The sequence below is a fragment of the Candidatus Leptofilum sp. genome, assembly GCF_965223525.1.
In the GTDB taxonomy this organism is placed as follows: domain Bacteria; phylum Chloroflexota; class Anaerolineae; order Promineifilales; family Promineifilaceae; genus Leptofilum.
On the sequence record NZ_OZ245005.1, the window covers coordinates 1,882,394 to 1,907,731 of the forward strand.

At 51.4% G+C, this 25,338-nt stretch carries 22 protein-coding genes and 1 tRNA gene; 17 read left to right on the plus strand and 6 right to left on the minus strand.

What is annotated here, in order from left to right; genetic code table 11:
• The first annotated feature begins 293 nt into the window (after nucleotides 1-293).
• The 8 genes from ACOQPM_RS25130 to ACOQPM_RS25165 all read left to right on the plus strand — a co-directional run bounded on the left by ACOQPM_RS25130 (nucleotide 294) and on the right by ACOQPM_RS25165 (nucleotide 8,862).
• The gene (locus ACOQPM_RS25130) at nucleotides 294-839 is read left to right on the plus strand and encodes a sigma-70 family RNA polymerase sigma factor (protein WP_420631142.1); all 546 of its coding nucleotides are present in this window, start codon (nucleotides 294-296) and stop codon (nucleotides 837-839) included.
• Nucleotides 836-2,047 (plus strand): DUF5667 domain-containing protein, encoded by a 1,212-nt coding sequence (locus tag ACOQPM_RS25135; RefSeq protein WP_420631143.1) that lies wholly within the window; start codon nucleotides 836-838, stop codon nucleotides 2,045-2,047. The genes ACOQPM_RS25130 and ACOQPM_RS25135 overlap by 4 nt, the downstream gene beginning before the upstream one ends.
• Before the next feature lie 224 nt (nucleotides 2,048-2,271).
• On the plus strand, nucleotides 2,272-3,801 hold the full coding sequence (locus tag ACOQPM_RS25140; RefSeq protein ID WP_420631144.1) for a protein O-mannosyl-transferase family: 1,530 nt from the start codon (nucleotides 2,272-2,274) through the stop codon (nucleotides 3,799-3,801).
• A gap of 117 nt (nucleotides 3,802-3,918) precedes the next feature.
• Nucleotides 3,919-4,398 carry a hypothetical protein gene (locus tag ACOQPM_RS25145; protein WP_420631145.1) on the plus strand — a complete coding sequence of 160 codons (480 nt, stop codon included), beginning with the start codon at nucleotides 3,919-3,921 and terminating at the stop codon, nucleotides 4,396-4,398.
• Between the two features lie 93 nt (nucleotides 4,399-4,491).
• Nucleotides 4,492-4,959, plus strand: coding sequence for a hypothetical protein (locus ACOQPM_RS25150; protein WP_420631146.1), 468 nt, complete (start codon nucleotides 4,492-4,494; stop codon nucleotides 4,957-4,959).
• A 190-nt stretch (nucleotides 4,960-5,149) separates the two neighbouring features.
• Nucleotides 5,150-6,361 carry a mannosyltransferase family protein gene (locus tag ACOQPM_RS25155; protein ID WP_420631147.1) on the plus strand — a complete coding sequence of 404 codons (1,212 nt, stop codon included), beginning with the start codon at nucleotides 5,150-5,152 and terminating at the stop codon, nucleotides 6,359-6,361.
• 21 nt (nucleotides 6,362-6,382) lie between these two features.
• Complete coding sequence (locus ACOQPM_RS25160; protein WP_420631148.1) at nucleotides 6,383-7,750, plus strand: ABC transporter substrate-binding protein; 1,368 nt, start codon at nucleotides 6,383-6,385, stop codon at nucleotides 7,748-7,750.
• 80 nt (nucleotides 7,751-7,830) lie between these two features.
• Nucleotides 7,831-8,862: a lysylphosphatidylglycerol synthase transmembrane domain-containing protein gene (locus ACOQPM_RS25165; RefSeq protein ID WP_420631149.1), complete on the plus strand. Its 1,032-nt coding sequence runs from the start codon at nucleotides 7,831-7,833 to the stop codon at nucleotides 8,860-8,862.
• A gap of 23 nt (nucleotides 8,863-8,885) precedes the next feature.
• Here the strand turns inward: ACOQPM_RS25165 and ACOQPM_RS25170 are convergent, their stop codons facing one another.
• From ACOQPM_RS25170 to ACOQPM_RS25185, 4 genes are all read right to left on the minus strand, one after another.
• Entirely contained in the window at nucleotides 8,886-9,380 is a 495-nt protein-coding gene (locus tag ACOQPM_RS25170) for a hypothetical protein (protein WP_420631150.1), read from the minus strand.
• A 69-nt stretch (nucleotides 9,381-9,449) separates the two neighbouring features.
• Nucleotides 9,450-9,526 (minus strand) — tRNA-Pro (locus tag ACOQPM_RS25175).
• 49 nt (nucleotides 9,527-9,575) lie between these two features.
• Nucleotides 9,576-10,538 (minus strand): CPBP family intramembrane glutamic endopeptidase, encoded by a 963-nt coding sequence (locus ACOQPM_RS25180; protein ID WP_420631151.1) that lies wholly within the window; start codon nucleotides 10,536-10,538, stop codon nucleotides 9,576-9,578.
• 18 nt (nucleotides 10,539-10,556) lie between these two features.
• Nucleotides 10,557-11,162 carry a histidine phosphatase family protein gene (locus tag ACOQPM_RS25185; protein ID WP_420631152.1) on the minus strand — a complete coding sequence of 202 codons (606 nt, stop codon included), beginning with the start codon at nucleotides 11,160-11,162 and terminating at the stop codon, nucleotides 10,557-10,559.
• Nucleotides 11,163-11,538: 376 nt separating this feature from the next.
• Between ACOQPM_RS25185 and ACOQPM_RS25190 the strand changes: the two genes are divergently transcribed.
• From ACOQPM_RS25190 to ACOQPM_RS25210, 5 genes are all read left to right on the plus strand, one after another.
• Nucleotides 11,539-12,282: a hypothetical protein gene (locus ACOQPM_RS25190; RefSeq protein ID WP_420631153.1), complete on the plus strand. Its 744-nt coding sequence runs from the start codon at nucleotides 11,539-11,541 to the stop codon at nucleotides 12,280-12,282.
• 132 nt (nucleotides 12,283-12,414) lie between these two features.
• On the plus strand, nucleotides 12,415-14,055 hold the full coding sequence (locus ACOQPM_RS25195) for a hypothetical protein (RefSeq protein WP_420631154.1): 1,641 nt from the start codon (nucleotides 12,415-12,417) through the stop codon (nucleotides 14,053-14,055).
• A gap of 19 nt (nucleotides 14,056-14,074) precedes the next feature.
• Nucleotides 14,075-14,578, plus strand: a complete 504-nt coding sequence (locus ACOQPM_RS25200) for a Rab family GTPase (protein WP_420631155.1) — start codon at nucleotides 14,075-14,077, stop codon at nucleotides 14,576-14,578.
• Nucleotide 14,579: 1 nt separating this feature from the next.
• Nucleotides 14,580-16,652: an ATP-binding protein gene (locus ACOQPM_RS25205; RefSeq protein WP_420631156.1), complete on the plus strand. Its 2,073-nt coding sequence runs from the start codon at nucleotides 14,580-14,582 to the stop codon at nucleotides 16,650-16,652.
• 3 nt (nucleotides 16,653-16,655) lie between these two features.
• Entirely contained in the window at nucleotides 16,656-17,984 is a 1,329-nt protein-coding gene (locus ACOQPM_RS25210) for a ribonuclease H-like domain-containing protein (RefSeq protein WP_420631157.1), read from the plus strand.
• Nucleotides 17,985-18,145: 161 nt separating this feature from the next.
• Here the strand turns inward: ACOQPM_RS25210 and ACOQPM_RS25215 are convergent, their stop codons facing one another.
• Nucleotides 18,146-19,237 carry a transposase gene (locus tag ACOQPM_RS25215; protein ID WP_420628758.1) on the minus strand — a complete coding sequence of 364 codons (1,092 nt, stop codon included), beginning with the start codon at nucleotides 19,235-19,237 and terminating at the stop codon, nucleotides 18,146-18,148.
• 155 nt (nucleotides 19,238-19,392) lie between these two features.
• Between ACOQPM_RS25215 and ACOQPM_RS25220 the strand changes: the two genes are divergently transcribed.
• The 4 genes from ACOQPM_RS25220 (at nucleotide 19,393) to ACOQPM_RS25235 (ending at nucleotide 23,910) form a co-directional block, all read left to right on the plus strand.
• Nucleotides 19,393-20,265, plus strand: a complete 873-nt coding sequence (locus ACOQPM_RS25220; protein ID WP_420631158.1) for an AraC family transcriptional regulator — start codon at nucleotides 19,393-19,395, stop codon at nucleotides 20,263-20,265.
• Between the two features lie 103 nt (nucleotides 20,266-20,368).
• Complete coding sequence (locus ACOQPM_RS25225; RefSeq protein ID WP_420631159.1) at nucleotides 20,369-21,592, plus strand: MFS transporter; 1,224 nt, start codon at nucleotides 20,369-20,371, stop codon at nucleotides 21,590-21,592.
• A gap of 81 nt (nucleotides 21,593-21,673) precedes the next feature.
• Entirely contained in the window at nucleotides 21,674-22,933 is a 1,260-nt protein-coding gene (locus ACOQPM_RS25230) for a GNAT family N-acetyltransferase (protein ID WP_420631160.1), read from the plus strand.
• A gap of 233 nt (nucleotides 22,934-23,166) precedes the next feature.
• Nucleotides 23,167-23,910 carry an SDR family NAD(P)-dependent oxidoreductase gene (locus ACOQPM_RS25235; RefSeq protein ID WP_420631161.1) on the plus strand — a complete coding sequence of 248 codons (744 nt, stop codon included), beginning with the start codon at nucleotides 23,167-23,169 and terminating at the stop codon, nucleotides 23,908-23,910.
• 310 nt (nucleotides 23,911-24,220) lie between these two features.
• Here the strand turns inward: ACOQPM_RS25235 and ACOQPM_RS25240 are convergent, their stop codons facing one another.
• Nucleotides 24,221-25,144, minus strand: a complete 924-nt coding sequence (locus ACOQPM_RS25240) for a hypothetical protein (RefSeq protein ID WP_420631162.1) — start codon at nucleotides 25,142-25,144, stop codon at nucleotides 24,221-24,223.
• Nucleotides 25,145-25,338 lie beyond the last annotated feature (194 nt).

Genomic DNA, 25,338 nt, shown 5'->3' on the forward strand with positions numbered 1-25,338 from the left:
GAAAAATCCCACCTATTCTAGCGTCGCCAGGCGCAAAGCGCCGAGGCGACGCCCCAGACTATGGCTGCGCTTCACGACGTCGGCAAAGATGATTTTACCCAAAATGAACCATGCCCGATTTTCATTTGCATCCTGGAAGTTTGATTATACAGACTTTGGTTAATCCAAACATGGACTATGGTCTGAAAAAATCGGCTCGACAGTCTGAACCATCTTGCGACATTCTCCCCTACTGTGCCGCTGGCTAAAAATCTACAATTTGCCCTACAAATTGTGACAGGGAAATTATTGTTATGCACGACGAAATTAAATTGCTCAACCGCGTTCGCACCCTCGACCAGGATGCGCTGACTGAGGTACACAATCAATATTACACCTCTATCTACCGCTACATTGCTTTTCGGGTAAATGATAGCCAAACGGCCGAAGACCTGACCAGTGAGGTTTTCCTACGTTTGTTAAGCGCCATCCGCGATAAATCGGCTCCTCAGAAAACCCTGCGCGGTTGGCTATACGGCGTTGCTTCTCACGTGCTCAAGGAACATTACCGCAAAAAGAAACGAGACAGCTTCACAATGCTTCATGAAGATATTCCCTCTGCTGAACAAAGCTTGGATCATCAGGTAGATGACATCTTACAAAATGAGAATCTGCAAGCCGTGATGCAGGGGCTAACAGATGATCAGCAGAATGTGTTGGCTTTGCGCTTTGGTTTTGGTATGCCAATTCAGGAGGTTGCCAACATGATGGGCAAAAGCGTAGGCTCCATCAAGATGTTGCAGGCGCGTGCCATTGCTGCCATCTCACAGCGCATCATGCTACAGGGGGTGTTGGCATGAAAATTGTGCATGAGCAAATTTTATTTGATTGCCTGGAGCAGTTTGAAGCGGGCGTTCCTATTGAGCTGTTGCTGGCTAAATATCCGCACGCAGCAGATGAAATCGAACGGTTTTTGACGGTAGCCGCCCAGCTACAACAGCTTGGGGTGCAGCCTACGCTGGCAGCAAAACAAAAATCGCAAAAGCTGTTTTTGCAGCAAGCGGCTCAGATGCGGGTTGCCCAGCGGCAACGTTGGTTTTCCTGGCGCACGGTGCAGCGGACGCTTATGCCTTTGGCCTCTATGGCGTTGGTAACGATTTTGGTTGGCCTCACTTTTTTGTTTGCGTCGGCTTCGTCAGTTCCTGGGGATTTTTTGTATGACACCAAGCGTTGGGTAGAAACGTGGCAGTTGGAGCAGGCTGTGGACGCAACGGCCGTTTTCAATCTTAACACCCAGCAAAACGTCGAGCGGCTTCGTGAAGTGAAATCGCTGCTGCGGACGGATGAAACGGCCAATGTTTCTTTTGAAGGCATTATTAACACCAAGCAGGGCAACCACTGGGCCATTGCCGGGGTCTCTGTGCGCCTAACTGAAGATACCGTGGTAGCAGAGGGTGCAGAAATAGGGGCGCTGGTGTTGGTAAACGGCCGTGCTAGCGAGGGTCATCTTTACGCCAGCCAGATCACTGTTTTGCAGCCTGTTGCCGGCACGGCTACGCCTGCTGCCACGGCTACGGCAACAGCAGAACCGACCAACACCAACACCTATTCGCCTACAGAAACGGCCGTTGCCACCACAACCCAAACCGCAACATCTGTTACACCTGCAATAACTACGCCCACCGTCACCGCTACGCCCAAGGCAACGACAACCCCAGCAAATGAGACGCCAATAGCCACAACCACGCCCAGAGTCACCGTAACCAACTCCCCAGAGCCAACACCAACGTCTACGCCAACGGCAACAGCTACGCCCGAGGCAACATCAACGTCAACGGCCGTTCCCCCAACGTCTACCAGCCAGCCACATCCCACTATCACGCCAACGCCCGACAATGACAACGATAACGACAACGGGAATGACAATGATAACGATAACGACAATGGTGGGGGCAACGACAACGATAACGACAACGACAGTGGCAACGATAACGGCAATGACAACGACGGCGACAATGATAACGAAAATGACAATGGTGGTGGCAACGATAATGACAACGGCGGCTGAGTTGTAATTAAGCCAGTCACCACAAACCAACCCTGTGTGTTTGGCAAGCGAAAAAAACAAAACCGTTACTTTTGAGCCTGTAAAACGACTTGTTCAAGAAGTGGGCTTCCTTCAGATTACGCAGATGGCGCAGTTCGCGCTCACAGATTGCTCTCTTTTCTCTGTAGAACTCTGTGTCTTCTCTGTGTAACTCCGTGTTCCGCTTTTTATTTACGAGGAGAAAAATGATGTTTAAGCTAACAACCTTGCCCTCAATGGTGCGTTCCAGTAAATCCCAAAGCGATTTGCGTATTTGGTTGGCCAGCCTGGATTGGTTTGCCATTGCCATATTTACGTTGCCCCTGCTGCTGTATTGGCGAACGCTGGCGCCCACTATTTACAACCTGGACAGTGCCGAATTTACAACGGCCGTTGCCACCAATGGCATCATCCGAGCAACGGGGTATCCGCTTTACCTGTTGCTGGGCAAAATCTGGTCTTGGTTGCCACTCAGTAGCGACATGGGCTACCGCTTAAATCTCTTCTCCGCCTTTTTGAGTGCTCTGACATTGTTGCAAGGGGAGTACATTTTGCGTCGCCTTAAGGTGGGGTCTTGGCTGCGACTGGGAGCTTTGGGGCTGCTGGCGACTGCGCCCTATTTTTGGGCTATGTCTCTCATTGCAGAGGTGTACACGCTACACACCGCACTCATGGCTGGCATTATCCTTAGCTTGCTGCGCTGGGCAGATGCACCTTCTCTCCTACGCTTAGCACTTCCCATCTTTTTGATGACGGCCAGCATGGGCAACCACATGGCCACGGTGCTGCTGGTGCCTGGTGCGGTTTGGTATGTGCTTACCAGCCATCCCACCCAGTTTAAAAATTGGCGAGTCTGGGCTGCGGGAGGAACGGCCGTTCTCCTCGGACTCACAGTTTTCCTCATTTTGCCCCTGCGCCACGCCAGCCAGCCCATCTTCAACTACGCAGGCGAATATGATGCCAGCGGCACCTTCCACCCAGCCAATTTGCAAAGCCTTTCTGGCCTGTGGTGGCTCATTACCGGGCAATCCTTTGCTGGGCAAATGTTTGGCTACCAGCTAAGCGAAGTTTGGCCGCAGGTAGCTGCCTATGGCATACAGCTTTGGACATCGTTTTTGGCAATTGGCATTGGCCCTGGACTGTTGGGTCTGGGCATACTCACCCGCCGCAACTGGCGGCTGGGCGGCATGTTGCTGCTTATCTTTCTGGCCAATGCCATTTTCTATATCAACTACCGCGTTATAGACAAAGACACGATGTTCCTGCCCACCTACTTTATTTGGGCTATTTGGCTGGGTGTGGGCTACCAGCAACTAACAGTATGGCTATCTAGCTATGCCCAGCCATTGATTGCGCCGCGTCTGGTGCGTCTGGTGGCTGTGGGGGCGGTTTTGGTAGCGGTCGGTTTGAACTGGGGGCTGGTAGATCGCTCTGAGGATTGGAGTACGCGCGAAATGGCAGAAACGATTTTGCAGGAGGTAGAGCCAAATGCCCTGGTCTTAGGTTGGTGGGATACCGTGCCTGCTGTGCAATATTTGCAGTTGGTAGAAGGCCAACGCCCCGATGTGAAAACGATCAACCGCTTTCTCATCTCTGGCGAGGCCATGGAGCAGCTTGTGCTGAACCAAATTGATGAGCGACCGATCTATATCAACAATCCGTCCATGACGCTGCTGCAGCATACGTCTGCTACCCCAATGGGGCCAATTTACAAGCTGGCGCGGCGAGGCAATTAATTATTTAAGCGTCACTAGACTTTTGAAGTTTTGTGCCAAATCACAGCGAATCCCAGAGAGAAAAACTTCAAAAGTCTCAGCATAACGTTATTGGTAGTTTTAAGTAAAGGAGATGCAATGAGTCAAGAAAAAAGAGAAGCAGTTAGTCGGTTAATCATCACTGCGTTTGTGTTGCTGGGTGGTTTGTTGCTGTTGCCGTATGTTGGCAACGCCCGTGCAGCCATCAATTGGGAGCTTTTTGGTGGTGCTTACACCCCAGATTTGAGCGTGGATGAGAACAAGGGTGCGCCTGGGAGTCAGTTTGCTTTTACAGGCAGTGGCTACCAACTGAATCGCCTTGCGGCCGTTTTTGTGAATGGCCAGGTGGTGGGTGACGTTACCACAGATGGCAACGGGACGGCGGCGTTCATTATTGATACGACTGACGTACCCGATGGTGATCTAACTGTGGTGATGGAGACGGATGCCAATGTGTCTGCCTTCAAAACCATCACAGTAGATAGTGCTGAACCTGTTGTCTCACCGCCAGGTGGCTTTACTGGCCCCACCTTTGGCACAACTGGCTACAGTACGTTTTTGCCGCTTGTGCGTCGTTAGTTTTGGTTATGACGGGGGCGGCTGGATGACGGCCGTTCCCGCTAACAAGTTTCTGTTTTATCCACCCTATTTATAGTTGCGAAGGAGGTAACTATGAAACAATTTAGTCTGAGGACGTTTGTGCGGACGGTATTTGCTCTGGCTATTCTGTTGGCAGGAATAGCCATGGTACCTTACGTCGAGCGTCCCGCCGCCGCGCTGGAATGGCGCATGATGGCCGGTGTGTATTCGCCTGAACTGACGGTACACGCCAATGAGGGTGCACCGGGCAGTGCGTTTGCCTTTACCGGCTCCGGGTTTCCGGCGTATAAGCCAGCCACCTTGTTTGTAGACGGCCGTTACCTGGGTCGCGTCATGACAGATGAACATGGCATGGCACGGTTTGTGGTGCAAAGCCCCGCTTCTTACATGGCGCTTGGTCATTACGACATCACCATGGAAGTGGACATGAACGCTTCAGCGACGCAGGGCTTTGTCCTAAGTAGCGATGCACCTCTGGTGTGGGCGCCGGATGGGTTTGCTGGGCCAGTTTTTGGCTTTGGTACGCGGCTTCCCCAGTAATAAGCTGTAATGGTGAGATAGCGCCACTATCTGCACCACTACAGCCTGTGGCGTTCTGGTGGTTTGGTCACAACAAATGGTTTCCCAGAATCTATGTGAAGCCAAGCCACCAGAATTGCTTCTTCATTGTACTCAATTTATAGGTGACAGTCACTGATAAAAGTGGTTTGTCGTTTAGCTGGACAGAGCGATGGACGTGAAATTAGACAGCAGTTCCTCATCCGAAACAGTTTTTGACCGCTTAAGCAATATTACCGTACCCCGCTGGATGTGGTTGCCCACGTTGGTTTTTGTGGCAACCCGACTAGGTATACTACTGGTGGCCTATTTGGCAGTGCCATTGCTGCTGGAGGCCACGTCACCCCCTCCGTACCATTTGCGCGGCACAGAAAATATCCTGCTGGATGTGTTTGCCAGCCGCTGGGATACGGGCTTTTACATTAGCATTGTGGAGGAGGGATACAAGTTTCGGGGGGTGCCGCTGCCGTCAGTGGCTTTTTTCCCACTGTTGCCCTTGCTCATGGCAGTGATTACCCCGTTAACGGGCGATGCGGCCGTTTCGGGAATCATCATCAGCAATTTGGCTTTGTGGGGAACGGCCGTCTTCTTTTACCGTCTTGTTGCTGAAAATCATTCGGCAAAGGTAGCGGATCGAGCCGTTTGGTATCTGCTCATCTTTCCCCTGGCTTTTTATGGCTCTGCCATCTACACAGAATCCCTCTTTTTGCTGGTGACCATTGCCGCCTACTACTATGCGCGGCGCGGCCAGTGGCGCTACAGCGTACCGTTTGCCGTTGCGGCCACCCTTTGCCGCCTGGTGGGGATCATTATTGTGCCCATGCTGCTGCTGGAGTGGTGGCGGCAGTGGCGCACTTACCAGGTTGAAGAACGGCCGTCCTTCTGGGCATTGCTGGTTCCGGCCACTGCCCCGCTGGGGTTGGTCAGCTACATGGCCTACCTCTGGTACGTTTTTGACGATGCCTTTGCCTTTGCCAATGCCTCTGCGGCCTGGGGGCGCGTGCCGCAATCTCCCTTTGAAACAGTGGGCAATCTGCTGCAACGGCCGTCTGTAGGCTGGCTGCAAACCTTCATCACCGGGCAAATTCATTTTGATAACTGGATTGACTTTACCTTTGTGACCGTTTTCCTCATTTTGGGTATTGTGTTGTTATACAAAGGGCGGTACGCCGAGGCTGCCTTTGTGCTGCTGGGTGTCGTCATCCCCTTCAGCTCTGGTTTGCTGATGAGCCAGCGGCGCTATATGTGGGTTTTGTTCCCCGCCTTCATTTTGTTGGCAGAGTGGGGGGAGCATCCGTGGGTAGATAAAGTGGTTACGGCCGTTTCCCTGCCCCTGCTTGCATTATTCACTGCCCTGTACGCCAACGGCTACTGGGTTGCCTAATTTCTAACATTTGGAAGAAAAATGAAAAAAGACCCCTTGCTTTACAGACTCTCAAACCTGATTCTGTTGCTGCTGGTTGTTGCTTGCGGCGCAGAAGAAGCCGAACTTCCCACCATTCCCGTTATAAACGAAACCGTCATCTATCATCAATTGTGGGATGGCAACCAGCTACCTGCCTATGCCCAATGCGCCACCGACTTTATGAATGCCAACCCCACCATTCGCATTGAGCTTTTACAAACAGAGTGGGGTCTTTACTGGGAAGATATTAGCCGCCGCATGGAAATGGGAACCGCGCCAGATGTTTTTGCTAACCATCTAACCAAGCTGGTGCAATTTAGCGAGGCGGGGCAACTGCTAGACCTACAGCCCCTGTTGGCGCGTGATGGCTTAAACCCGGACGATTACCTGGGTGATTTAGCGAATTTATGGGTTCGGGATGGCCTTCGGTACGGGCTGCCCAAAGATTGGGACACAGTTGCCGTCATTTACAACAAGCAGATGCTGGAAGCGGCAGCTATTGACCTGGCTGAACTAAACAGTTGGCATTGGAATCCCCAAGATGGTGGATCGTTTGAGGCGGTTGCTGCCCGATTAACGCTGGATGGCAACGGCCGTTCGGCCGACACCCCAGATTTTGATCCACAAACAGTCACCCAGCATGGCTACTTGCCCTTCACCTACGGCTCTGGCAGTGCTTTTGGGCAGGCAGAGTGGAGCCATTTTGCCGTGAGCAACGGCTTCCATTTTTTGGCAGACGGCAGTGGCATTCAATACCGTTATGCTGACCCGCAGTTCATCGAAACAGTGGATTGGCTGGCAAGGCTCAGCCTGGAAAAGGGCATTGCGCCTTCTTTGGCGGAGTCGGTTGAGCGTGGGTCTGGCATCATGTTTGTACAAGGGGAGGGTGCCATGATTGTGGATGGTTCCTGGATGATTAGCTGGTATGCCAACAATGCGCCGTTTCCCGTCGGGTTCGCGCCGCTGCCTGTTGGGCCAAACGGCCGTAAAACCCTGCTCAACACCGCCGCAGATTCCATTTGGGCTGGCACGCAAAATCGCGAAGAAGCGTGGCGGTGGGTAACGTATGCGGCCTCCCCGGCCTGTGCTCAAAAGGTGGGCAACTTTGGCGTGGTGTTTCCCGCGCAAGAAGCCGGGATGCAGGCCGCGCTTGCCACCTACCAGGGGCGTGGGCTAGATGTCTCACCTTTCACTGAAAATCGTTTTGAGGCCAATGGTACTTTCCTCTTCCCCATGACGCCCCATACCGAGCAGATTGGCGAAATCATGAGCCGAACTCTGGACGAGATTTTTCTGGGAACGGCCGTTGCTGCGGAAGCTTTGCCGCAGGCCAATGCCCAAATTAATGCCCTGTTTGCTGAACAATAAACTGTTTTGAGCAAGCCCGTTACTTTTTGAATGTGGATGTAACTTATCTGCGAGCAAATCAAAAAATTATGGAGCTAAAAATGCAGGTAAGCGCACAGAAAAAACGACAATTCTTCCTGGGCATGGCCGTGAGCTTGCTTTGTTTGGGTGGTATGTTTTGGGTTATCAAACCGGCTGACATTGCCCAGGCAATTCAGCAAACCAATGTGCGTTACTTGTGGGGAACGGCCATCTATCTTCTCATTTATCTCTTTTTGCGGGCCGTTCGCTGGCGTTTTTTACTAGGCAATGGCATTCCCCAGGCCAAACTTTTTCACATTCAAAACATCGGCCAAATGCTGACGCAGCTGCTGCCCTTCCGATTGGGGGATGTGGCACGGGCGGTGTTGGTGGGGCAGCAGCCCGACCTCTCGGTGCCGCAAGGCGTTACCACCATGGTGGTAGAGCGGCTGCTAGACATGCTGCTGATGGTGCTGCTGCTGCCGTTGGTGCTGCTGCGAATTGAGTCATTGCCCGACTGGTTGCAGCAGGCGGCACTAATTTCTGGGGTGGCAACCGTGGGACTGATTTTGTTTTTGATATTGGTGGCAAATAAACGGCCGTTTGCCCACAAACTGCTCACTTGGCTAGGCAGTAAATGGCGCCGACTCCATAATCAAAAATTCCACCAGCAACTAGACAATTTGCTAGACGGGCTAAAAGCCTTTACCCACTGGCGCACCGCGTTGGGGTTGCTAGGTTTGAGCTTACTAACTTGGGTGCCAGTGGTGTTGGCTTACAACACAGCCCTGCAAGCAGTGCATTTGCCAGCTTCCATAATAAATGCCACCTTCATCATGATTGTGGGCGCGTTTGCTGTGGCAGCCCCCTCCTCGCCAGGGCAGATCGGTGTTTTTCATATGGGTATTATCGCTGCCATGACCGCGTTGGGTCTACCGACAGGGGCAGCCGCATCGCTGGCGATCCTGTACCATGCCATCAATTTTTTGTTGATGGTGTTGGCTGGTGTGGTTGGGTTGAACAGCACCCAGATTCCATTTGCTGGCCTTACGCAGGTACTAAGTTTTCGTCTTGGTAATCCATCACAAAAGCTAACAGACCCAATCTCCTAACATTACGTTGCAGAACTGGATTTTTAGTGATCGTTGCCGTTCCCGTTCACTATAAATTCCATAGATGATTTTTGGCGTCTTCCCCGGCTGGTGTAATAAAGGGCGAGTCCAACAACGATGACTAGCACGGCCAGTGCTAACCCTCCCAACTGAAGCGGCCCCACAAACGGCCGTTCAAATTGTGGCTCTACGTGCGTTCCAATACGAAAAAGATCAGAAAGCCCTGTTACATAGGCAAACACCAGGCCGGTTGCCGCCAAACGTACCCCAATATCGGCCTGAAGCGAACGAACCGTCTCCTGGCGCAAGGCATTGATGTGCAAAAATAGTGCGGCTGTGATGGCGGTGATGCCCAACAAAAGCTGAAACATCTGCACCATGCCAAAACCGGGCGTAATGTCTAGGCCCAAAAATTCAGCCCCCAATGACAATGCCATAAAAATGAGGCCAATGCCAAACAAGCTCAACGTTACATTGCGACGCAGCCGCACAGTTTTGCTACTATTCTCACTGCTCATGGTATGCTCCATCTTCCCGGTAAACAGAAAACGCCACGTGGGTAAACGCGGCGTTTTGCTCTCGTACTCTGGTCGGGGCAGCGGGATTCGAACCCACGACCTCTTCAACCCCATTGAAGCGCGCTACCAAGCTGCGCCATGCCCCGACAGCGTGCGGATTATAGCAAAGTGACATATGCCAAGCAAATGAAGGCTTTAGGCAGCAGCGGTTAAAAGCGTAATCATGCCCAGCACAAAATCGTAGCCAAAATGCACCAAAATTGCCATGCCGGTGTTGTGTCGGCGGCGGATGAATCCCAAAATAACAGCGAGCAAAAAGAGTACTAGCGTGGCGGGAGTAAGCAGACCGTACTGCACATGCACAACGGCAAACAGCAGGGAGGTGAACCAGATACCGAACACAGGTTGTAGGGCACCTCGGAACAATATTTCTTCCCCAACCCCAGCGCCCACAGCCAATGCCAGCCAGTGCCAAAACCCAAAATCTTGGTAAAGCGTTTGGCTGATGTTTTCAACTAGCTCCACATCTTCTGGATTGATCGCTTCCCACGTCACGCCGCCTAAAGTTTGCAGCAGTACAAGTAGAACGATCCAGCCTATAGATTCCACGATTTGACGGCCGTTCAGCTTTTCCAGCCCCAGCCGCCGTAAGGCACCAGCCCAAGACCGCCGCACTCTAAACCCAACCCCCAAAAACGCCAGCGCCACAAACCCAATATTCTGGATGAAAAATGCACCGACTGAGAGCTCTGTAAGGGTCTCTGCCAGATTTTCTAGCCCGCCAGACACCTCCAAAATAGCAAACCCGGCAAAGTAGCCACTTAGCACCAGAGCTAGGGTGTGTACGGGAGAATGAGGATCTATGGGCAAAAATCTTTCCAGGCTGTGCCTGCTAGAACGAAAGCAGACGATGACCCCCCAAACGGCCGTTGCCTGCAAAAAGATGCCAACGGCCGTGGGACTATCTACCCGAAAGTCAACAATATCTCGCAGTTCGTTATTTTGAAAGACGAGCAAAACACCCACAAAAAACAGTGGCGCATTCAAGCCGATCAATAAAAGGTCGAACAGCTTATGAAATGTTTCTGCTTCTTGTTGCCGAACCACGTTGGCCAAAAAAATAAGGCCCACGATCAGCAAAACAACAACAATTGCCATAATCACTTCTCAAAAAAATTAAAACGTCCGACATGCTGGTGGCAAATGGTCCCACAAATTAAGATGAATAAGATGCCAACGGCCGCGTTTCCATTCCAAAACGTTCAGGCTGGTATTGTACAGCCAAAAAGAAACGGCATCGCTGCCGGTTGCCAGCCGCAATAGGGTAGAGATGAGACCACCATGGGCAACACCCAGCGCCGGCAAACCGCTGGTTTCAGCATCGGCAATAAGCGCATACAGGGCTGCCCGTGCCTGTTGCTTAAACACAGCGTACCGGTTCGATGGCTTGTAAATGGGCATTGCCTGGTAAGGTGATTCTGCCGCTGGGAGATGTTCTGAGACGTAAAAATCCGCTTCCCGCAGGTACGCATCGGTGTATATGGGGCAGTTGAGCGCGTTACGGATGGGAACGGCCGTTTCCCGCGCGCGTGTTAAAGGACTCACTCGAATAGATCCAATCTCGACGTGCGAGCCATTGTCTAACATGGCTTCGGCTGCTAGCCAGGAAGCCAAAAGCTGTGCTTGCCGTTGACCCAATTCCGTCAGAGGGCTGTTCCAGTCATTGTCGTTTCGTTCAATTTGCCAGCGAGATTGTCCGTGTCGGGCGAGGTAAAGCTTCATATACTTAAGTATATGACAATGCAGTCCAAACGGAAAAGAGTTTCCATCGTGAACTTTAGGAAACATCATTGATTTCACTACACTTTTGTGTTACCTTAAATTATTGAGGGCTTTACGAAAATAAATCCTATAAATCATAAAAGAAATTTGATGAAAAATGAACCGCGACATTGTGATTTACTTGAGTAAATCATAGAGAAATCGCCCTCCGGTTTTCAAATACTTTCTGTGGTTTGCACAATTGTAAAAAAGAGAAAAAGATCTGCTGAAATAGGAACTTTAAGGGTAGTGATATTTATTGTGAGTAATTGGCAGTTATTTTGTTTAGCTGCACAAGTAGAGAAGGCAGGATATTTTCACATCCATGGAGAATAATATGGCCAAGCAAGAAACAACCGTAACCAAAGAGAAGACCGCACCAAAACCCCCATCGGCAATGCCCCCCATGCCCAATGAAAACGGGTTTGGTTCCAGAAATGATCTGGAAGATTTGCGCGAAATTTTCTGGGGCAATCACATTCGCACGACAGAAAGCCGCTTTACTACCGTAGAAGCCAATCTGGAAACTGTTAACCGCACCTTGCAGGATTCCTTTAGCGAGCGCCTGGCTGCTTTGGCCGAGACATCACAGAATAAGCTCACAGATACGCAAACCCGGCTTGCTGAACAGCTTGAAAACCAAAACAAGCAAAGTGCTCAGGCATTAACGGCCGTTAAGCAAGAAATCAACCAGCGGCTCGATAAGCAGGAGGATAGTCACGGCGCGGAAATGCGGAAGCTGCATCGTGAGCTGATGGAGTACGTGGACAAACAAGCCTCCACCCAGGCCAACAACCTTCGGCAAGCTCAGCAAGAGCTTGGCGAACGCCTGGACAAGCTGGCCACCGATCTCATCACCCAAATAGGCAAAGTGCAAAAAGAGCTTTCCCAACAGATCACCCGTCTCAACGAAGAGCAGGTGCAGCGAGTGAACGCCGCACGGAACGAATCCCAAAAACGAGACGATGATTTGCGGCAAGAAGCCCTAAAGCTAACGGCCGCACTGGACGAAAAAGCCACCGCCCGTCATGATCTGGCGCAGTTGTACATGGAGCTAGGACGCCGCTTGTACAATGGTTAGGGGATTGTTGCCAGAATAGGCGGCAAACAATAACTTACCATACCAGATTTAGAAGGCCGCTTACTCCAAGCCGTCCGCAGAATAAGGGCGTATAAATATGTTGTGGAATTATGCGGACGCCATTGAAAGTTAATGACCATTCCCCCGCTTGAAGACAGACCTGCTTCACAGCGCAGTGAAGAGGATTTGCTGCGTTCAGCGCAATCCATCCTTTTGGCCCGCGAGCGTGAGCGTATCCGTGCGCTGGAAGAAGAGCTGGCTACCTACCGAGCGTCCGAAAGCACCATTGAAGAGCTGCAAGAAAAAATTGAACAGTTAGAAGCCAAACTACTGCAAGTAGAGCGTGCCTACGAAAACCAGTTGCTCGATCTGCAAACGAACATCTCAGTTCTAAACTACAAAAATTTCGGCCGTTCCGAGAGCCTGCTCAGTCGCCTTTCCCCAGTGTTTAGCCGTCTCATTGGCAAGCGTATTGAAGAAGACCGGGAAGAGATGGCCAAAACATTCAGCCCCATCATGGGGGAGGCCATCCGTACCCAAATTCGCAACAGTCGCCAAGACATGATTGACGCCATTTATCCGATCATCGGTGCCTCGGTGCAAAAATCGGTGGCCGAAACTCTGCGCGAAATTCAGCGCAATATTGATGTACGCTTGCGACAAACTACCGGGGATGTTTGGCGGCAGCTTATTGCCCGCATTCGTGGTGTGTCTCCTTCAGAATTGGCACTGCGAGATGCCATTCCCTTTGAAATTGAGCAGCTTTTTTTCATTCAGCGCGATACCGGCTTGCTGCTGGCGACCTATCCTGCTGAAGACGCCGAGCTTAGTTCTGGCATGATTAGCGGCATGCTTACGGCCATTCGCCAATTTGCCAGGGATTCATTTGGGCGCGGCCGCACCGACACCGATCTGGATGAAATTCAATATGGGGACGACCGGATTATTATTCAGGGTGGGCAGTATGCCTATCTGGCGGCTGTTATTCATGGCATTGAGCCAGCGGGCTTTCGGGGCAAGCTACAAACATTTGTCTCAGAATTGCATTTGCAACATGAGGCTGAACTGCGGGCTTACGCTGGTGACCCAGACACATTGCCGCCGCTGGATGCAGAATTGGCAAACTTCATAGAGATCGTGGCCGACAGGCAACAACAGCGCAAACCGCTGAGTCGCTTGCAGCGTTGGTTCATCTTTATTTTTGGGATTGGCGGGGTACTATTTTTGGCACTTTCCTGCTTTTATTTGCAGTTTACCCTTGCCCTTCTGCCTGTAGCATTTCCCACACAAACGCCGACTTCTACCCCCACTGCCACAAATACGCCAACTGTTACGCCATCGTCTACACATACGCCCATCCCCACAAATACGCCATCGCCCACGCTGACCCCAACGCTAACGCCTACCAACACGCCAACCTTTACGCCCACGTTTACGCCAACCCCAACCCATACGCCAACGAACACGCCTTCACCAACGAATACGCCAACCCCAACTGTGACGCTCACTCCCTCGCTGACTCCAACGCCAATTTCTGCCCTCATGATTGGGAACGTGTTTACGCTTTCTGAGCCGCGTCTGTTTACGCCGCGCACGGGTGAGGTTATTGAGGGAACGGCCGTTACCATTGTTGCCGTCTACGATGATTGGGCCAAAATACAATGGATTGACCAAAATGGCTTACAAGAAGGCTGGGTTTTGTTACAATGGATAGACTTGCGTATACCGATTCCTGATTATTTAATTACGCCAACACCTACGAGGGCGTTTTAACTTAGAGAATTTTATTTTAATGAAGATTGTGCAAAAGAAAATTTGCTTACTTGGTGATTTTTCTGTAGGCAAAACCAGCCTGATCCGGCGTTATGTAGAAGAACGATTTGATGAATCTTACCTCAGCACGATTGGGGTACATATGTCGCGTAAGCGGTTGGAGCGTGTGGATCACTTTTTAGACTTTTTTATCTGGGACCTAATCGGTGGTGAGGATTTTAGCACACTTGGCTCAAACTATTTGCTAGGCGCGGCCGGAGCGTTGATTGCGTGTGACCTGACACGACCCGAAACGGTACCCAAGCTGGTTTATTACGCTGAACAGATCCGAGCTGTTAATGAAACGGCCGCACTTATTTTTATTGGAAACAAAGTAGACTTAACCAACGCCCGTGCCGTAACGGACCAAAATTTGCGCGACGCGGTTAGTGCCCTCGCTAACAGTTTTCTGCTCACCAGTGCTAAAACGGGCGAAAATGTTAACGAAGCATTTAGCCAGCTTGCTGATGCTATAGAAGATTAATATGAACCAGCCAGAAGCAGAATTTGACACCGCCAAACTGACCAAACAGCTTGTTCAAGTTCTTCAAACCTCGCAGCAATACGCCTATATTGCCATTTCGCCAGAGCGTCTCATTGACTATTTCTCGCCTAACTTAGGCGAAGTTATTCAAGTGGCTTTTCTAGAATCATTTATTAACCAGCCAATAGAAGATTTATTTAATGAGTTGGTGGGTTCTCAGATTGCATTCGATGATCTTGTTTCCGGCAGGCGGGAATTATTCCGGCTAGAAAATATTGCTCGTAAACAGTCTGACGGCCAATTTACCTACCTGACGCTCCAGTTGGTATTGCTGGATGCACTTCACCCAGAGGCGGGTTTTTTGCTAACAGTAGAAAACAGTACGCAAATCGGCCGTTTGCAGCAAACCCTTACCCAGCAGCGAAACGAATTGAAACAGGAAGTGTCTCGCCGCGAAAAAGCGGAAGCCGCCTTGCAACTACTAAATGAAGAGCTGGAACAGCGCGTTAAGGAGCGCACGGCCGAATTAGCCAAAGCCAATGAGCAGTTGCGCTTGCTAGAAGCTGCCATCGTCAACACCAGCGATACGGTCATCATAACTGAAGCCCAGCCTGAGGATTTAAGCAAGGCAGGGATTGTTTATGTAAACAAAGCCTTTACCAAAGCGACAGGCTATAAATACAAAGAGATTGTGGGGCAGTCGCGCCAGGTGTTTCACGGACCCAACACCGATCCCCGCCAGCTAGAAAAAATTCGTCGGGCGTTGTCTAATCGAGAAGCCGTGCATGTGGAGTTGATCAATTACCGTAAAGATGGCACGGAATATTGGGCAGATATGACAGTAGCACCCATTTTGAATAACGAGCAGGAGCTGACTCATTTTGTCTCTATTGAGCGGGATGCCACTGAACGCAAACAGTTGGAAACTGCGCTGCTGCAAGCGCAAAAAATGGAGGCGATTGGCCTGCTGGCAGGGGGCATTGCCCATGACTTTAATAATGTGCTCACCATCATTATGAGCTATTCTGATTTATTGCTGCGCTTGTATGAACAAGACCCGATGGTAATCAAATATGTTAATCCGATTCATACAGCAGGCAAACGGGCATCTGATCTTACGTACCAGCTACTGGCGTTTAGCCGCCAGCAGGTGCTGGAGTTGGAAGAGCTAAATCTGAATGAAATTATTACTGAAGTAGAGCAGATGATTCGTCGGCCGATTGGTGAAGATATTCAGTTTGCTACGTTGCTAGCACCGGATTTGTGGCAAATTGAGGCTGATCCGGGCCAAATTAGTCAGGTTGTCATGAACCTATCGGTAAATGCCCGTGATGCCATGCCGCAGGGGGGCAGCCTGGTTATCAAAACAGAAAATTACGTGTTGGCGAAGAAAGACGGCCGTATCTCGCCAGAGCTAGAATCCGGTGAATATGTTCGCCTCACGGTGAAAGATACCGGCCGAGGGATGAATCAAGAAACGGTCAAGCGCATCTTCGAGCCATTTTATACCACCAAAGAGCTGGGCAAAGGCACCGGCTTGGGCTTGTCCAGCGTCTATGGCATTGTGGCTCAAAGCAATGGCGGCATTGTTGTGCATAGCGAAATCAACGTGGGTACAACCTTTGAAATTTTGTTACCGCGCTCAATGACAACGAAAGCAGTAACGGAAGCAGATGCAGCGGGTCTGAACCAGCGCAGAGGAGGCGCAACCATTCTTTTGGTTGAGGACGAAAAGGATGTACGCGATTTACTAGCCGAAGGCTTAACCCAAAATGGATACCGCGTATTGGTGGCCTGGAATGGCCTGGAGGCGTTAGAGATTTACCAAAATGAGGCCAAAGCGATTGATTTGTTGCTGACAGACGTGGTACTGCCCAAGATGAGCGGGCATGACCTATCGCAAAGTTTGCAGCAGCAAGACCCCAATTTGAAAACATTGTATATAACAGGTTACACAGATGCGGTCATTATGAATCATGGCGTGCCGGGTGAAACGGTGAATTTGCTGCAAAAACCGTTTACCGTTGGGCAGCTTATTGCCAAGCTAGAGCGCGTTTTGGGGCGTACTGACTGAGATATGGCCGACAAAAACAACGATTTGCAGGCAAAGCTGCGTCGCTTGGGCATGGTGCGCGGGGCGCGGCAGCTCAAAACGCCACGCACGCTCAAGCCTGCGCCGCCTGTTGATGAAACGTTGTTACGGCCGTTTCCAACCCCCAGAAGTCCAAAACCATTTGATGACGACGACATTCAGCCGCTGGAAAAATTGCTGCCCGGCGGCCAACTGGTTAGCACACCAGACGGCGACTGCTTTGTGCTGGATCAAGTTTACAATGTGCAACATCAGCATGGCGATGACCGACTTGCTGACTTGCTGGCTTTCACCCCTGCTGCCGCTGCGCCTTTTGTAAAAGACGACCGACTGACCAAGTTCGGTTTCCGCGATTTTCTCTTTTTGGATACAGAAACAACGGGGCTGGCGGGCGCGGGGACGCTGGCGTTCATGGTGGGCGTAGGCTTTTTTGAACCCGGCGCACGCGGCGAGCGATTTGTGGTGCGCCAATACTTTTTGCGCGACCACGGCGATGAGCCTGCCATGCTGCTACTATTGGATGAATTGCTGGCGCAAAAAGCGGGCTTGGTGACGTTTAACGGCCGTTCCTTCGACATTCCCCTGCTAGAAGGGCGATTTATTATGAATCGGCTGCCAACGGATTTGGCGGAACGGCCGCATTTTGATTTGCTGCATCCTGCCCGTCGCCTGTGGCGGCATCGGTTGGGCTCTTGTGCCCTGAGTTCGCTAGAAGGCAGCCTGCTGGGCCTACGCCGCAGCCAGGAAGATGTGCCTGGCTGGCTGATTCCCAGCCTGTACAACCAGTACCTTCGCAGCGGCGACGCCCGTGAACTGGTGCGCGTTTTTTACCACAACGAGATTGACATGGTTTCGATGGTGACGCTGGCGGCGCGGGTGACGCGCTTGCTCCACCAGCCCGACCCCGGCGATCATCCTATTGACCTGTACAGCCTGGGGCGTTGGCAGGCAGATTTGGGGCTGACCGAGGCGGCGGAGCAAAACTTCCGGCTGGCGGCGCAGGGGGAGTTGCCCCTAGAACTGTACCACCAAAATTTACACAGATTGGCATTGCTGTTGAAGCGAAATGGCCGTGCCGCCGAAGCGCTCCCCCTCTGGCAACAAATTGCCGCCACCAGCTTTGATGATGTAACTGCCCATGAAGAACTGGCCAAATATTATGAGTGGCAAGCCCAAGAGCTCGATCAGGCACTGATTTGGACAGAGCAGGCACTCAATTTGGTCGGAAGCTGGGGGCGTAGGCAGCAACAGCCAACCCGCGCCGAATTAGAGCATCGGCACGCTCGCCTGCAACGAAAGCTAAAAACGCAGTAACCCCTAGGCAGGGGTGAGCCACTTTACCCTTACCCACATAGTGCTCTGTTATGCAAGTTTCTCAGCACTTGTTTTTTTCCCTCCCCTAGCTCCTCCCTCCGGGAGGGGAACCGGTCCCTCTCCCTTTGGGGGCTGAGGGGAGGACACCTTTTCAGGCAAGCCTAGGGTCGGGCAAGAATTGTAAATTGTAAATTGATAAAATGGTTATGTCTCAAAACAAACTCAAAGAAGAATTGAAGCCCCTCTTTGAACAAACTCCAATGACGACGTATACGGCCGTCTGCATGACGCTGCATTGGTTGAGCAAGACCTTGCGAAACCGCAACGCTTCCCAAAGCAAGCGACCAAGCATAGGCGACCACCAGGAGAACAAGCAGACGATCCATATGGTCTGGATGACTAATCCGACTGTCTGCCCAATGCCAGCCACCGCTTTTGAGGTCGCGGAAACTTTGCTCCTGCCAATTGCGGTTGGCATACTCAAAGCCAGTCAGCGTAGTGTCATTGGTTACCAACGCCCATGCTTGGTCATAGCCTGCGCTCCAAATCGCATGTGCGGTTGCTGGCAACCGGCCGCGCTGCTTGAAAGCGAGTCCATCAGCCGACCACTGTTGACCAGCCTGTACCATGTTGGCAATGGCAAAATCGCCTGCCTCGGTGCAGATTTTGGTCATGCTGGTAACGCGAAACAGATAGCACCAACCCAAGCTGGCCACAGCCTGACACAAATCAGGAGATGTCCCAATCCCTCGGTCAGCCAACACCACGACGTTTCTGTCTGCTGCAATGCCCTTCTTGACAGTTTGCAACAGGGCTGTGACCATGCCAACTTGCCCCTCGGCTGGGTACTGGTCATGATTGTTGGCAATATAACAACGCCAGGCCAGAGGGATACAACGTCCTTCCCAGGCAGCGCCAACCACCATGGCAGCCAAGCGGTCTTGCAACTTTGTCTCATCCACCAGCAGATAAAGCTTGCCTGGTGGCAACTGGCTGACAATCCAGGCTGTCCATTGGCTGAAGAAGGCTTGCAGAGGAAAACGTTTGTTGTCCAGAAAACGTCGCAAGCGACGGGCACAACTTTCGACCCTCTCGCCTGTAGCAACCTGGCGGGCAATCTGTTGCTGTTGGCAGCTTTCTGCTCGCATGATGCCCAGGCTAAACAAGCCGACGTTATCGACTTGCCAGCTATTGAGACAAGGCAATTGGCTGGCGATTGTTTGATTCCATTGATAAAGTACTGGATAGCTCATTTTGGCCTCCTTCTGACGTTTTGGAACACATCAGAATTGTCCTTGATGAGCTATTCTTTTTTCAACCCTCTAAACATGTCCTCCCCTCAGCCCTGGTAGGGGAGGAAGTCAGAGTTCCCCTCCCTGTAGGAGGGGATTGAGGGGAAGGCAATAAAATGACCCAACGACCCGAAACCAAAAGTGATTACCAAGAAAGCATCATGCGGGTGATGTTGTTGATTCAGTCACGGCTGGATGAACCGCCAGGCCTGGATGAGGTTGCGGCCGTGGCGGCTTTCTCACGCTACCATTTTCATCGGCTGTTTACGGCATACACGGGTGAGAGTTTGAGCACGTTTGTGCGCCGTCTGCGGCTGGAACGGGCGGCGAATCGGCTGCGGCAGACGTTCGATCCCATCACAGAAATTGCGCTGGATGCGGGCTATGAAACCCCGACCAATTTTGGCAAAGCGTTTAAGCAGCAGTTTGGTCAGTCGCCGTCACAGTTTCGAGAGGAGCATCATTTGTTGGATACGGCCGTTTTCCGCCAAGCCCGTGCCGAGGAAAAAGAAAAAATGACCCCCAAAATTGTGAATTTAGAACCGCAAACCGTCCTGTTCGTCCGCAAAACCGGGCCATACAGCGCGGCATCGGCTGCGGCTTTTGGCACATTGATGCCTTTTGCTTACCAGCACAACCTGATCAACAAACAGACACAAATGCTTGGCATCTCCCACGACAGCCCAGACATCACCGCCGCTGACAAGCTGCGCTACGATGCCTGCATTACCCTTGAACAGCCCATCGAGCCGCAGGGTGAGTTTGGTGTGCAAACGATTGCCGGGGGACGGTATGCCCTTTTTGTATACAAAGGGCCGTACGAGAATTTTGACGAGACCTACAGTTTGATTTTTAGGCATTGGCTAGGGCAAAGCGGTGAGCGTTTGCGAGATGTGCCCACTTTTGAAAGGTATCTCAATCACGATTCGCGCCAAACAGAGCCGCGGAATTTACGCACGGAAATCTACATTCCGCTTGCTGAAGCGTAGAGGCAAATCCCCCAAATTCAGATACAATCGCCAAAACCACAACCAAAAACACAGCACTCAGACGATTCTGGGTGCTGTTTGTTGTTTGTCACAGGAGACTATTTTGGCAAATTCCCCATTACAAACCAACTTGCCCGAAGCTGAACCAGATATTTCTGTTAACCGGCTCATTTTCATCGGGGTGATAACGCGGTTGGTGACGGATACGGCCGTTCAATTTTTCTTCCCCTTCTTGCCCGTTATTGCCGAGGGGCTTCGTACCAGCACCGTGACGGCAGGGCGATTGGTGAGTTTGCGGAGTGCGATGGGCTTGTTGTCTCCTGCTTTTGGTTACCAGGCGACCCTGCGCGGCTACCGGACGGTGATGCGCTTTGGGCTGCTGCTGGCGGCGGTAGGTTACCTGATTGTTGGGCTGAGTAATTCGGTTTGGCTGACGGCCATTGGCATGGTGTTGGGTGGATTGGGCACTTTTTCCTTCATCCCGATTTTGCAGGCGTACCTGAGCGCCAAGCTGCCGTTCCACCGCCGGGCGCGGGGGTTGGGAATGCTGGAATATTCCTGGGCGCTGGCAGGCATTGTGGGTTTGTATTTGGTGGGATTGCTCATAGACGCGACGAATTGGCGGGTGCCGCTGTTTGTGTTGAGCGGGCTTTTGCTGGTGGCCTTTGTGGGATACGCCCGTCTTCCAGCGACCAATCAAACCACCAAACCCATAGCTAGCCAGTCCCGCTTCACCTGGCGCAGCATCGTCGCCTTTTTTGATCTGGGTGCAAATGGGCGGTCAGCTTACGCTGTTCTGCTGGTGATCAGTTTGAACATGATGGCCGCCATGAATGTATTCATCAGCTATGGCACTTGGTTGGATCGTGAATATGGTTTGGGTGCAGCGCAACTAGGCACGGCTGCTCTCATTTTGGGCATAGCCGATCTGGGCGGCAGCGTGTTGATGAGCCTGATTGGGGACAAATTTGGCTTGCGACGCAGCGTTGTGGTGGGGACGCTGGCTACGGGCATTGGCTATGCGCTGTTACCCGCGTTTAATCAGGGGGTGGTGCTGGCTGTGGTTGGGCTTGTCATTGCCCGTTTTGGCTTTGAGTATACCGTCGTGGCGCTCATTGCCCTGGTTAGCGAGCAAGCACCGGCGCATCGGGGCAAAATGATGACGCTGGCCGCAGCGGCAGCGTTGCTGGGTTCCAGCACGGCGGGGCTTTTTGGCCCGTGGGTGTATGACCACTATCAGGTTATGGGCCTTAGCCTGATTTCGGCCACGATCATGGCGTTTTGCCTGGTGCTGCTACGCCTGTTTGTGCGGGAGCGCGGCGATTAATTTGCTACGGATTTCGCGGATTATCGCGGATAAAATCCTAAAAATCCGTGCAATCCGCGGCTATTTTTTGGAGGTGGATGGATGAAGAATTCACGGGAGATACGGCCGTTACAAACCGAAGCTGAGTGGGATGCCTACACCGACATTGCCGTGAACGCTTACCCCGGCATTCGCGCCACCGACGAGGCGGCTCGCCGTCGCTTCAAAGAGCGTGGCCAACAGATGCACGCCGATCCAATCATCACCGTGGTTGGGCTGTTTGAAGAAGGCGAGATGCGCGGCATCATGCGGCTGTATGATTTCACCATGCGCTTGCACGGCGCAGATTTGTTGGTGGGTGGCATTGGCGGCGTCGGGGTGGATTTGCTGCACAAAAAAGAGCGCATCGCCTACGACATGGTGCAGTGGTTCCAGCAGCATTACCGCGAAAAGGGGGCAGCAATGACGGCACTCTACCCATTCCGCCCCGATTTTTACAAGCAGATGAGGTATGGCTACGGCCGTAAACTCAACCAATATCGCATTCCCCCCGCCAGCCTGCCCAAGGGCAGCCGCGAAAACGTCATCTACTTGGATAAGTCGCATCGGCAAGCGTTCAACGACTGTTATGATCGCATCATGGCAACCAGCAATGGCATGATGACCCAGCCAGAGACGGCCGTTGAGACACTATTTGAGAGTGTGACTACACACAGGCTAGGGTATTGGGAAGACGGGCAACTGCAAGGGTATTTGCTGTACAGCTTTGAGCCTGTGCCAAACGGCAACTTTTTACGCAACAATATCGCCGTCCGCACCTTGCTTTACGAGAACAGCGCGGCCCTGCGCGGCCTGCTTGCCTTTTTGCGGGCGCAGGCAGATCAGATCGAAACGGTGATTTTCAACACCTACGATGAAGATTTTCATTTGCTGCTGCACGACCCGCGCAACGGCAGCCACAATTTGATGCCCTCGGTGTACCATGAGAGCAACACGCAAGGGGTGGGCATCATGTACCGCGTCATTGACGTGCCGCGCCTGTTTGATCTGCTAGCGGGGCATAATTTTGGCGGGCAAACGCTCACGCTGCAGCTCAATTTGCGAGACAGTTTTTGGCCGGACTGTGATGGGACGTGGGTGCTTGTAGCGGAGAACGGCCGTATCACCCTCAACCCATCCGCCACGCCAGACGTAGAGATTGGGCTGAACGTGGCCGAATTTAGCTCGCTCATCATCGGCGCAACCACTTTCCGGCAGTTGCTCACCTACGGCTTGGCAGACATTTCTGACCCAGCCTACGCCGATGCGGTGCACCAGATATTTTACACGCCCAACAAACCGGTCTGCTACACCTCATTTTAACCAAACAATTTTGCGGTAGGGGCGAGGCGGTTGGCAACCAATCCGCGAACATCGGCAAAACCAACCCTCCAACCGCCTCGCCCAAATGCCACAATAACCAGATGGTTTGCAATGCAAATTGGGCGAGCGAGGCGAGGCAGGTGGAGAGATTCATGGGGCGCAATTTGCAGGATCGTGGCCACCTGCCTCGCCCCTACCGGCAATGATAAAATTTGGGAAAATTGGAGGGAATTATGGATTTTACAGACAAAATTGCCATCGTTACTGGTGGTGCATCCGGGATGGGGGCAGCGACGGCGCGGGAGTTGGCGGCGGCTGGCGCGCAAGTTGTTATCGTGGATCGGAATGCAGAATTGGCAACGGCCGTTGCCACCGAAATCAACGCCACTACCCAAATTGGTGATGTAAGCGACCCCGATTTTTGCCAAAATGTGGTGGATGAGGTGGTGAGGAAGAACGGCCGTCTCGACATCCTCATCAACGCAGCCGGCATCATCGTCCGAGCCAATGCGCTAGGCACAACCAACGAGCAGTGGCAGCAGGTGATGAATGTGAACGTAAGCGGCATTTTTTACCTCAGCCGTGCGGCCGTGGCCGTGATGAAAAAGCAGGGCAAGGGCGTCATCGTCAATTTTGGCTCGATTTGGGGCGGCGTGGGGGCAGCGGGCGTAGTGGCTTACTGCGCCTCCAAAGGGGCGGTGCACCAGCTTACGCGGGCAATGGCATTGGACCACGTCAAGGATGGCATTCGCATCAACGCCATCTGCCCCGGCGAGGTGAACACCCCCATGCTTGCCTCCGAGCGCAGCGAACCGGTGACCGACGAAATTTTGCAGCGCATCGCCAGCACCGTGCCCATGGAGCGGCTGGCCGACCCCGTAGAAATTGCCCGTGTCGTCCTCTTTCTTGCTTCCGACGACGCCAGCTACATGACTGGGGCGATGGTCAACGTGGATGCGGGCTACACGGCTCGATAGAAAGCGCCTGGTTGTTCGTTTGTAGTTGTTTTGTGTTGGTGGGCTGTCTGTACAAGGCAGAAGAAGCAGTATGGCAACGCATATTTGTGCTACTGTCGATCACAGACGAATATGTTTTCGTGCTTGACAATGGCTTTAACAGAGGGGAATGTTTGCATAACCGACTGGCGAGAAAAAAACATCATCTCGGCGGGGAAGGAGCCTTCAACTACTATATAATTCATTGGCGTATGAGCCGCGATCTCACCAGTCCTCGTTGATGATTTGCTAGACAAATTTAGTTTGTTTTGTGACTACATAATTTATGATATTAAGGTTGATTTGTCTCCATTAATGATACCTTCATATCGAAATGATCAGCTTCAGTATGTGTGGAGTATAGTGTACTTAAAATTAGCATTAAATCGTTCTCTGATTCTTCTTCAGTTAAAAAAAATGAGACAGTTACTGAGGGATAATCACCATCATTTATTTCTTTGGGGAAATCTCTGGCCTCATTCGATTGAACAACATATTCAAACTCGCAGCCTATTTGCTCATTCGGGTCGCAAAACTCCTGATAAGCTGAAGGACTAAAATCTGCTGGTGCTTCTTTTTGACCGATTTCCCAAATAATATCTCTGCCATCCATCAAAGCGACGTAATCCCAAACAATGAAGTATCCAGAGTTAGGTGGATTGAAACTTTCAAACTCAAAAGAATACCAACCAGGTTCAAGTTCAGAGATGACGATAGTTTGAAGCCCTCTTTCCTGCTCACCAGATGTAAACGTCAAAAATATGTTTTTGCCAAGCTCGAGAATTCTAGGTTCGGGCGTGGAGGTAATTGTAGGTGTAGAAGTAGGAATAGATGTAGAAGTAGGTGTTGGAGTTCGAGGTGGTGTTGACGTAGGTGTGGGGGTGAGAGTTCCATTGAAGGCTATCCATACAAAGTCACGATTTTTTTGGGGGATGAAAAGTAGAATAGAAAATATGATGAGTAGTACGAGAACAATTGTAAAAAGGATGCGATTTTTTTTGGGGTATCTAAATTTTTTGCCTGCATAAATCTTTGATTCTTCTTTGCTCGCAATAACTATTACACAATATCCAATTATAGCTACTAGTAAACATGCCAGAATAATAATGACACTCAGGTACAAATTGTCCCTAATTAACCCGATGAAAACAATTATCAATGTCACAAAGGCGATTGCACCTTTGACCAAATTTGGAATACTTTTTAGTGTATTCATGCTCAGAGTTAACCTTTTTAAAATATGATACCAGCACTAAAAATTTGTTGGCAAGATTTAGACGTTGCCTAACCTCATAGTATATTAAGCTGCATCCGTGCAGCCAAAACTGCATAATTGTTGTTTTCCTATGCGTTTTGCACCATAAACTCATAAATCCCAACAAAAACGCGCACGAACAGTATACAATAATT

Excerpts from the sequence above, each read along its gene's own strand:
- ACOQPM_RS25160 (WP_420631148.1), top strand. The coding sequence starts at position 6,383 with ATGAAAAAAGACCCCTTGCTTTACAGACTCTCAAACCTGATTCTGTTG.
- ACOQPM_RS25240 (WP_420631162.1), bottom strand. The coding sequence starts at position 25,144 with ATGAATACACTAAAAAGTATTCCAAATTTGGTCAAAGGTGCAATCGCC.
- ACOQPM_RS25235 (WP_420631161.1), top strand. The coding sequence starts at position 23,167 with ATGGATTTTACAGACAAAATTGCCATCGTTACTGGTGGTGCATCCGGG.
- ACOQPM_RS25215 (WP_420628758.1), bottom strand. The coding sequence starts at position 19,237 with ATGAGCTATCCAGTACTTTATCAATGGAATCAAACAATCGCCAGCCAA.
- ACOQPM_RS25205 (WP_420631156.1), top strand. The coding sequence starts at position 14,580 with ATGAACCAGCCAGAAGCAGAATTTGACACCGCCAAACTGACCAAACAG.
- ACOQPM_RS25145 (WP_420631145.1), top strand. The coding sequence starts at position 3,919 with ATGAGTCAAGAAAAAAGAGAAGCAGTTAGTCGGTTAATCATCACTGCG.
- ACOQPM_RS25130 (WP_420631142.1), top strand. The coding sequence starts at position 294 with ATGCACGACGAAATTAAATTGCTCAACCGCGTTCGCACCCTCGACCAG.
- ACOQPM_RS25140 (WP_420631144.1), top strand. The coding sequence starts at position 2,272 with ATGATGTTTAAGCTAACAACCTTGCCCTCAATGGTGCGTTCCAGTAAA.
- ACOQPM_RS25190 (WP_420631153.1), top strand. The coding sequence starts at position 11,539 with ATGGCCAAGCAAGAAACAACCGTAACCAAAGAGAAGACCGCACCAAAA.
- ACOQPM_RS25210 (WP_420631157.1), top strand. The coding sequence starts at position 16,656 with ATGGCCGACAAAAACAACGATTTGCAGGCAAAGCTGCGTCGCTTGGGC.
- ACOQPM_RS25155 (WP_420631147.1), top strand. The coding sequence starts at position 5,150 with ATGGACGTGAAATTAGACAGCAGTTCCTCATCCGAAACAGTTTTTGAC.
- ACOQPM_RS25180 (WP_420631151.1), bottom strand. The coding sequence starts at position 10,538 with ATGGCAATTGTTGTTGTTTTGCTGATCGTGGGCCTTATTTTTTTGGCC.
- ACOQPM_RS25230 (WP_420631160.1), top strand. The coding sequence starts at position 21,674 with ATGAAGAATTCACGGGAGATACGGCCGTTACAAACCGAAGCTGAGTGG.
- ACOQPM_RS25200 (WP_420631155.1), top strand. The coding sequence starts at position 14,075 with ATGAAGATTGTGCAAAAGAAAATTTGCTTACTTGGTGATTTTTCTGTA.
- ACOQPM_RS25220 (WP_420631158.1), top strand. The coding sequence starts at position 19,393 with ATGACCCAACGACCCGAAACCAAAAGTGATTACCAAGAAAGCATCATG.
- ACOQPM_RS25165 (WP_420631149.1), top strand. The coding sequence starts at position 7,831 with ATGCAGGTAAGCGCACAGAAAAAACGACAATTCTTCCTGGGCATGGCC.
- ACOQPM_RS25170 (WP_420631150.1), bottom strand. The coding sequence starts at position 9,380 with ATGAGCAGTGAGAATAGTAGCAAAACTGTGCGGCTGCGTCGCAATGTA.
- ACOQPM_RS25135 (WP_420631143.1), top strand. The coding sequence starts at position 836 with ATGAAAATTGTGCATGAGCAAATTTTATTTGATTGCCTGGAGCAGTTT.
- ACOQPM_RS25185 (WP_420631152.1), bottom strand. The coding sequence starts at position 11,162 with ATGAAGCTTTACCTCGCCCGACACGGACAATCTCGCTGGCAAATTGAA.
- ACOQPM_RS25195 (WP_420631154.1), top strand. The coding sequence starts at position 12,415 with ATGACCATTCCCCCGCTTGAAGACAGACCTGCTTCACAGCGCAGTGAA.
- ACOQPM_RS25150 (WP_420631146.1), top strand. The coding sequence starts at position 4,492 with ATGAAACAATTTAGTCTGAGGACGTTTGTGCGGACGGTATTTGCTCTG.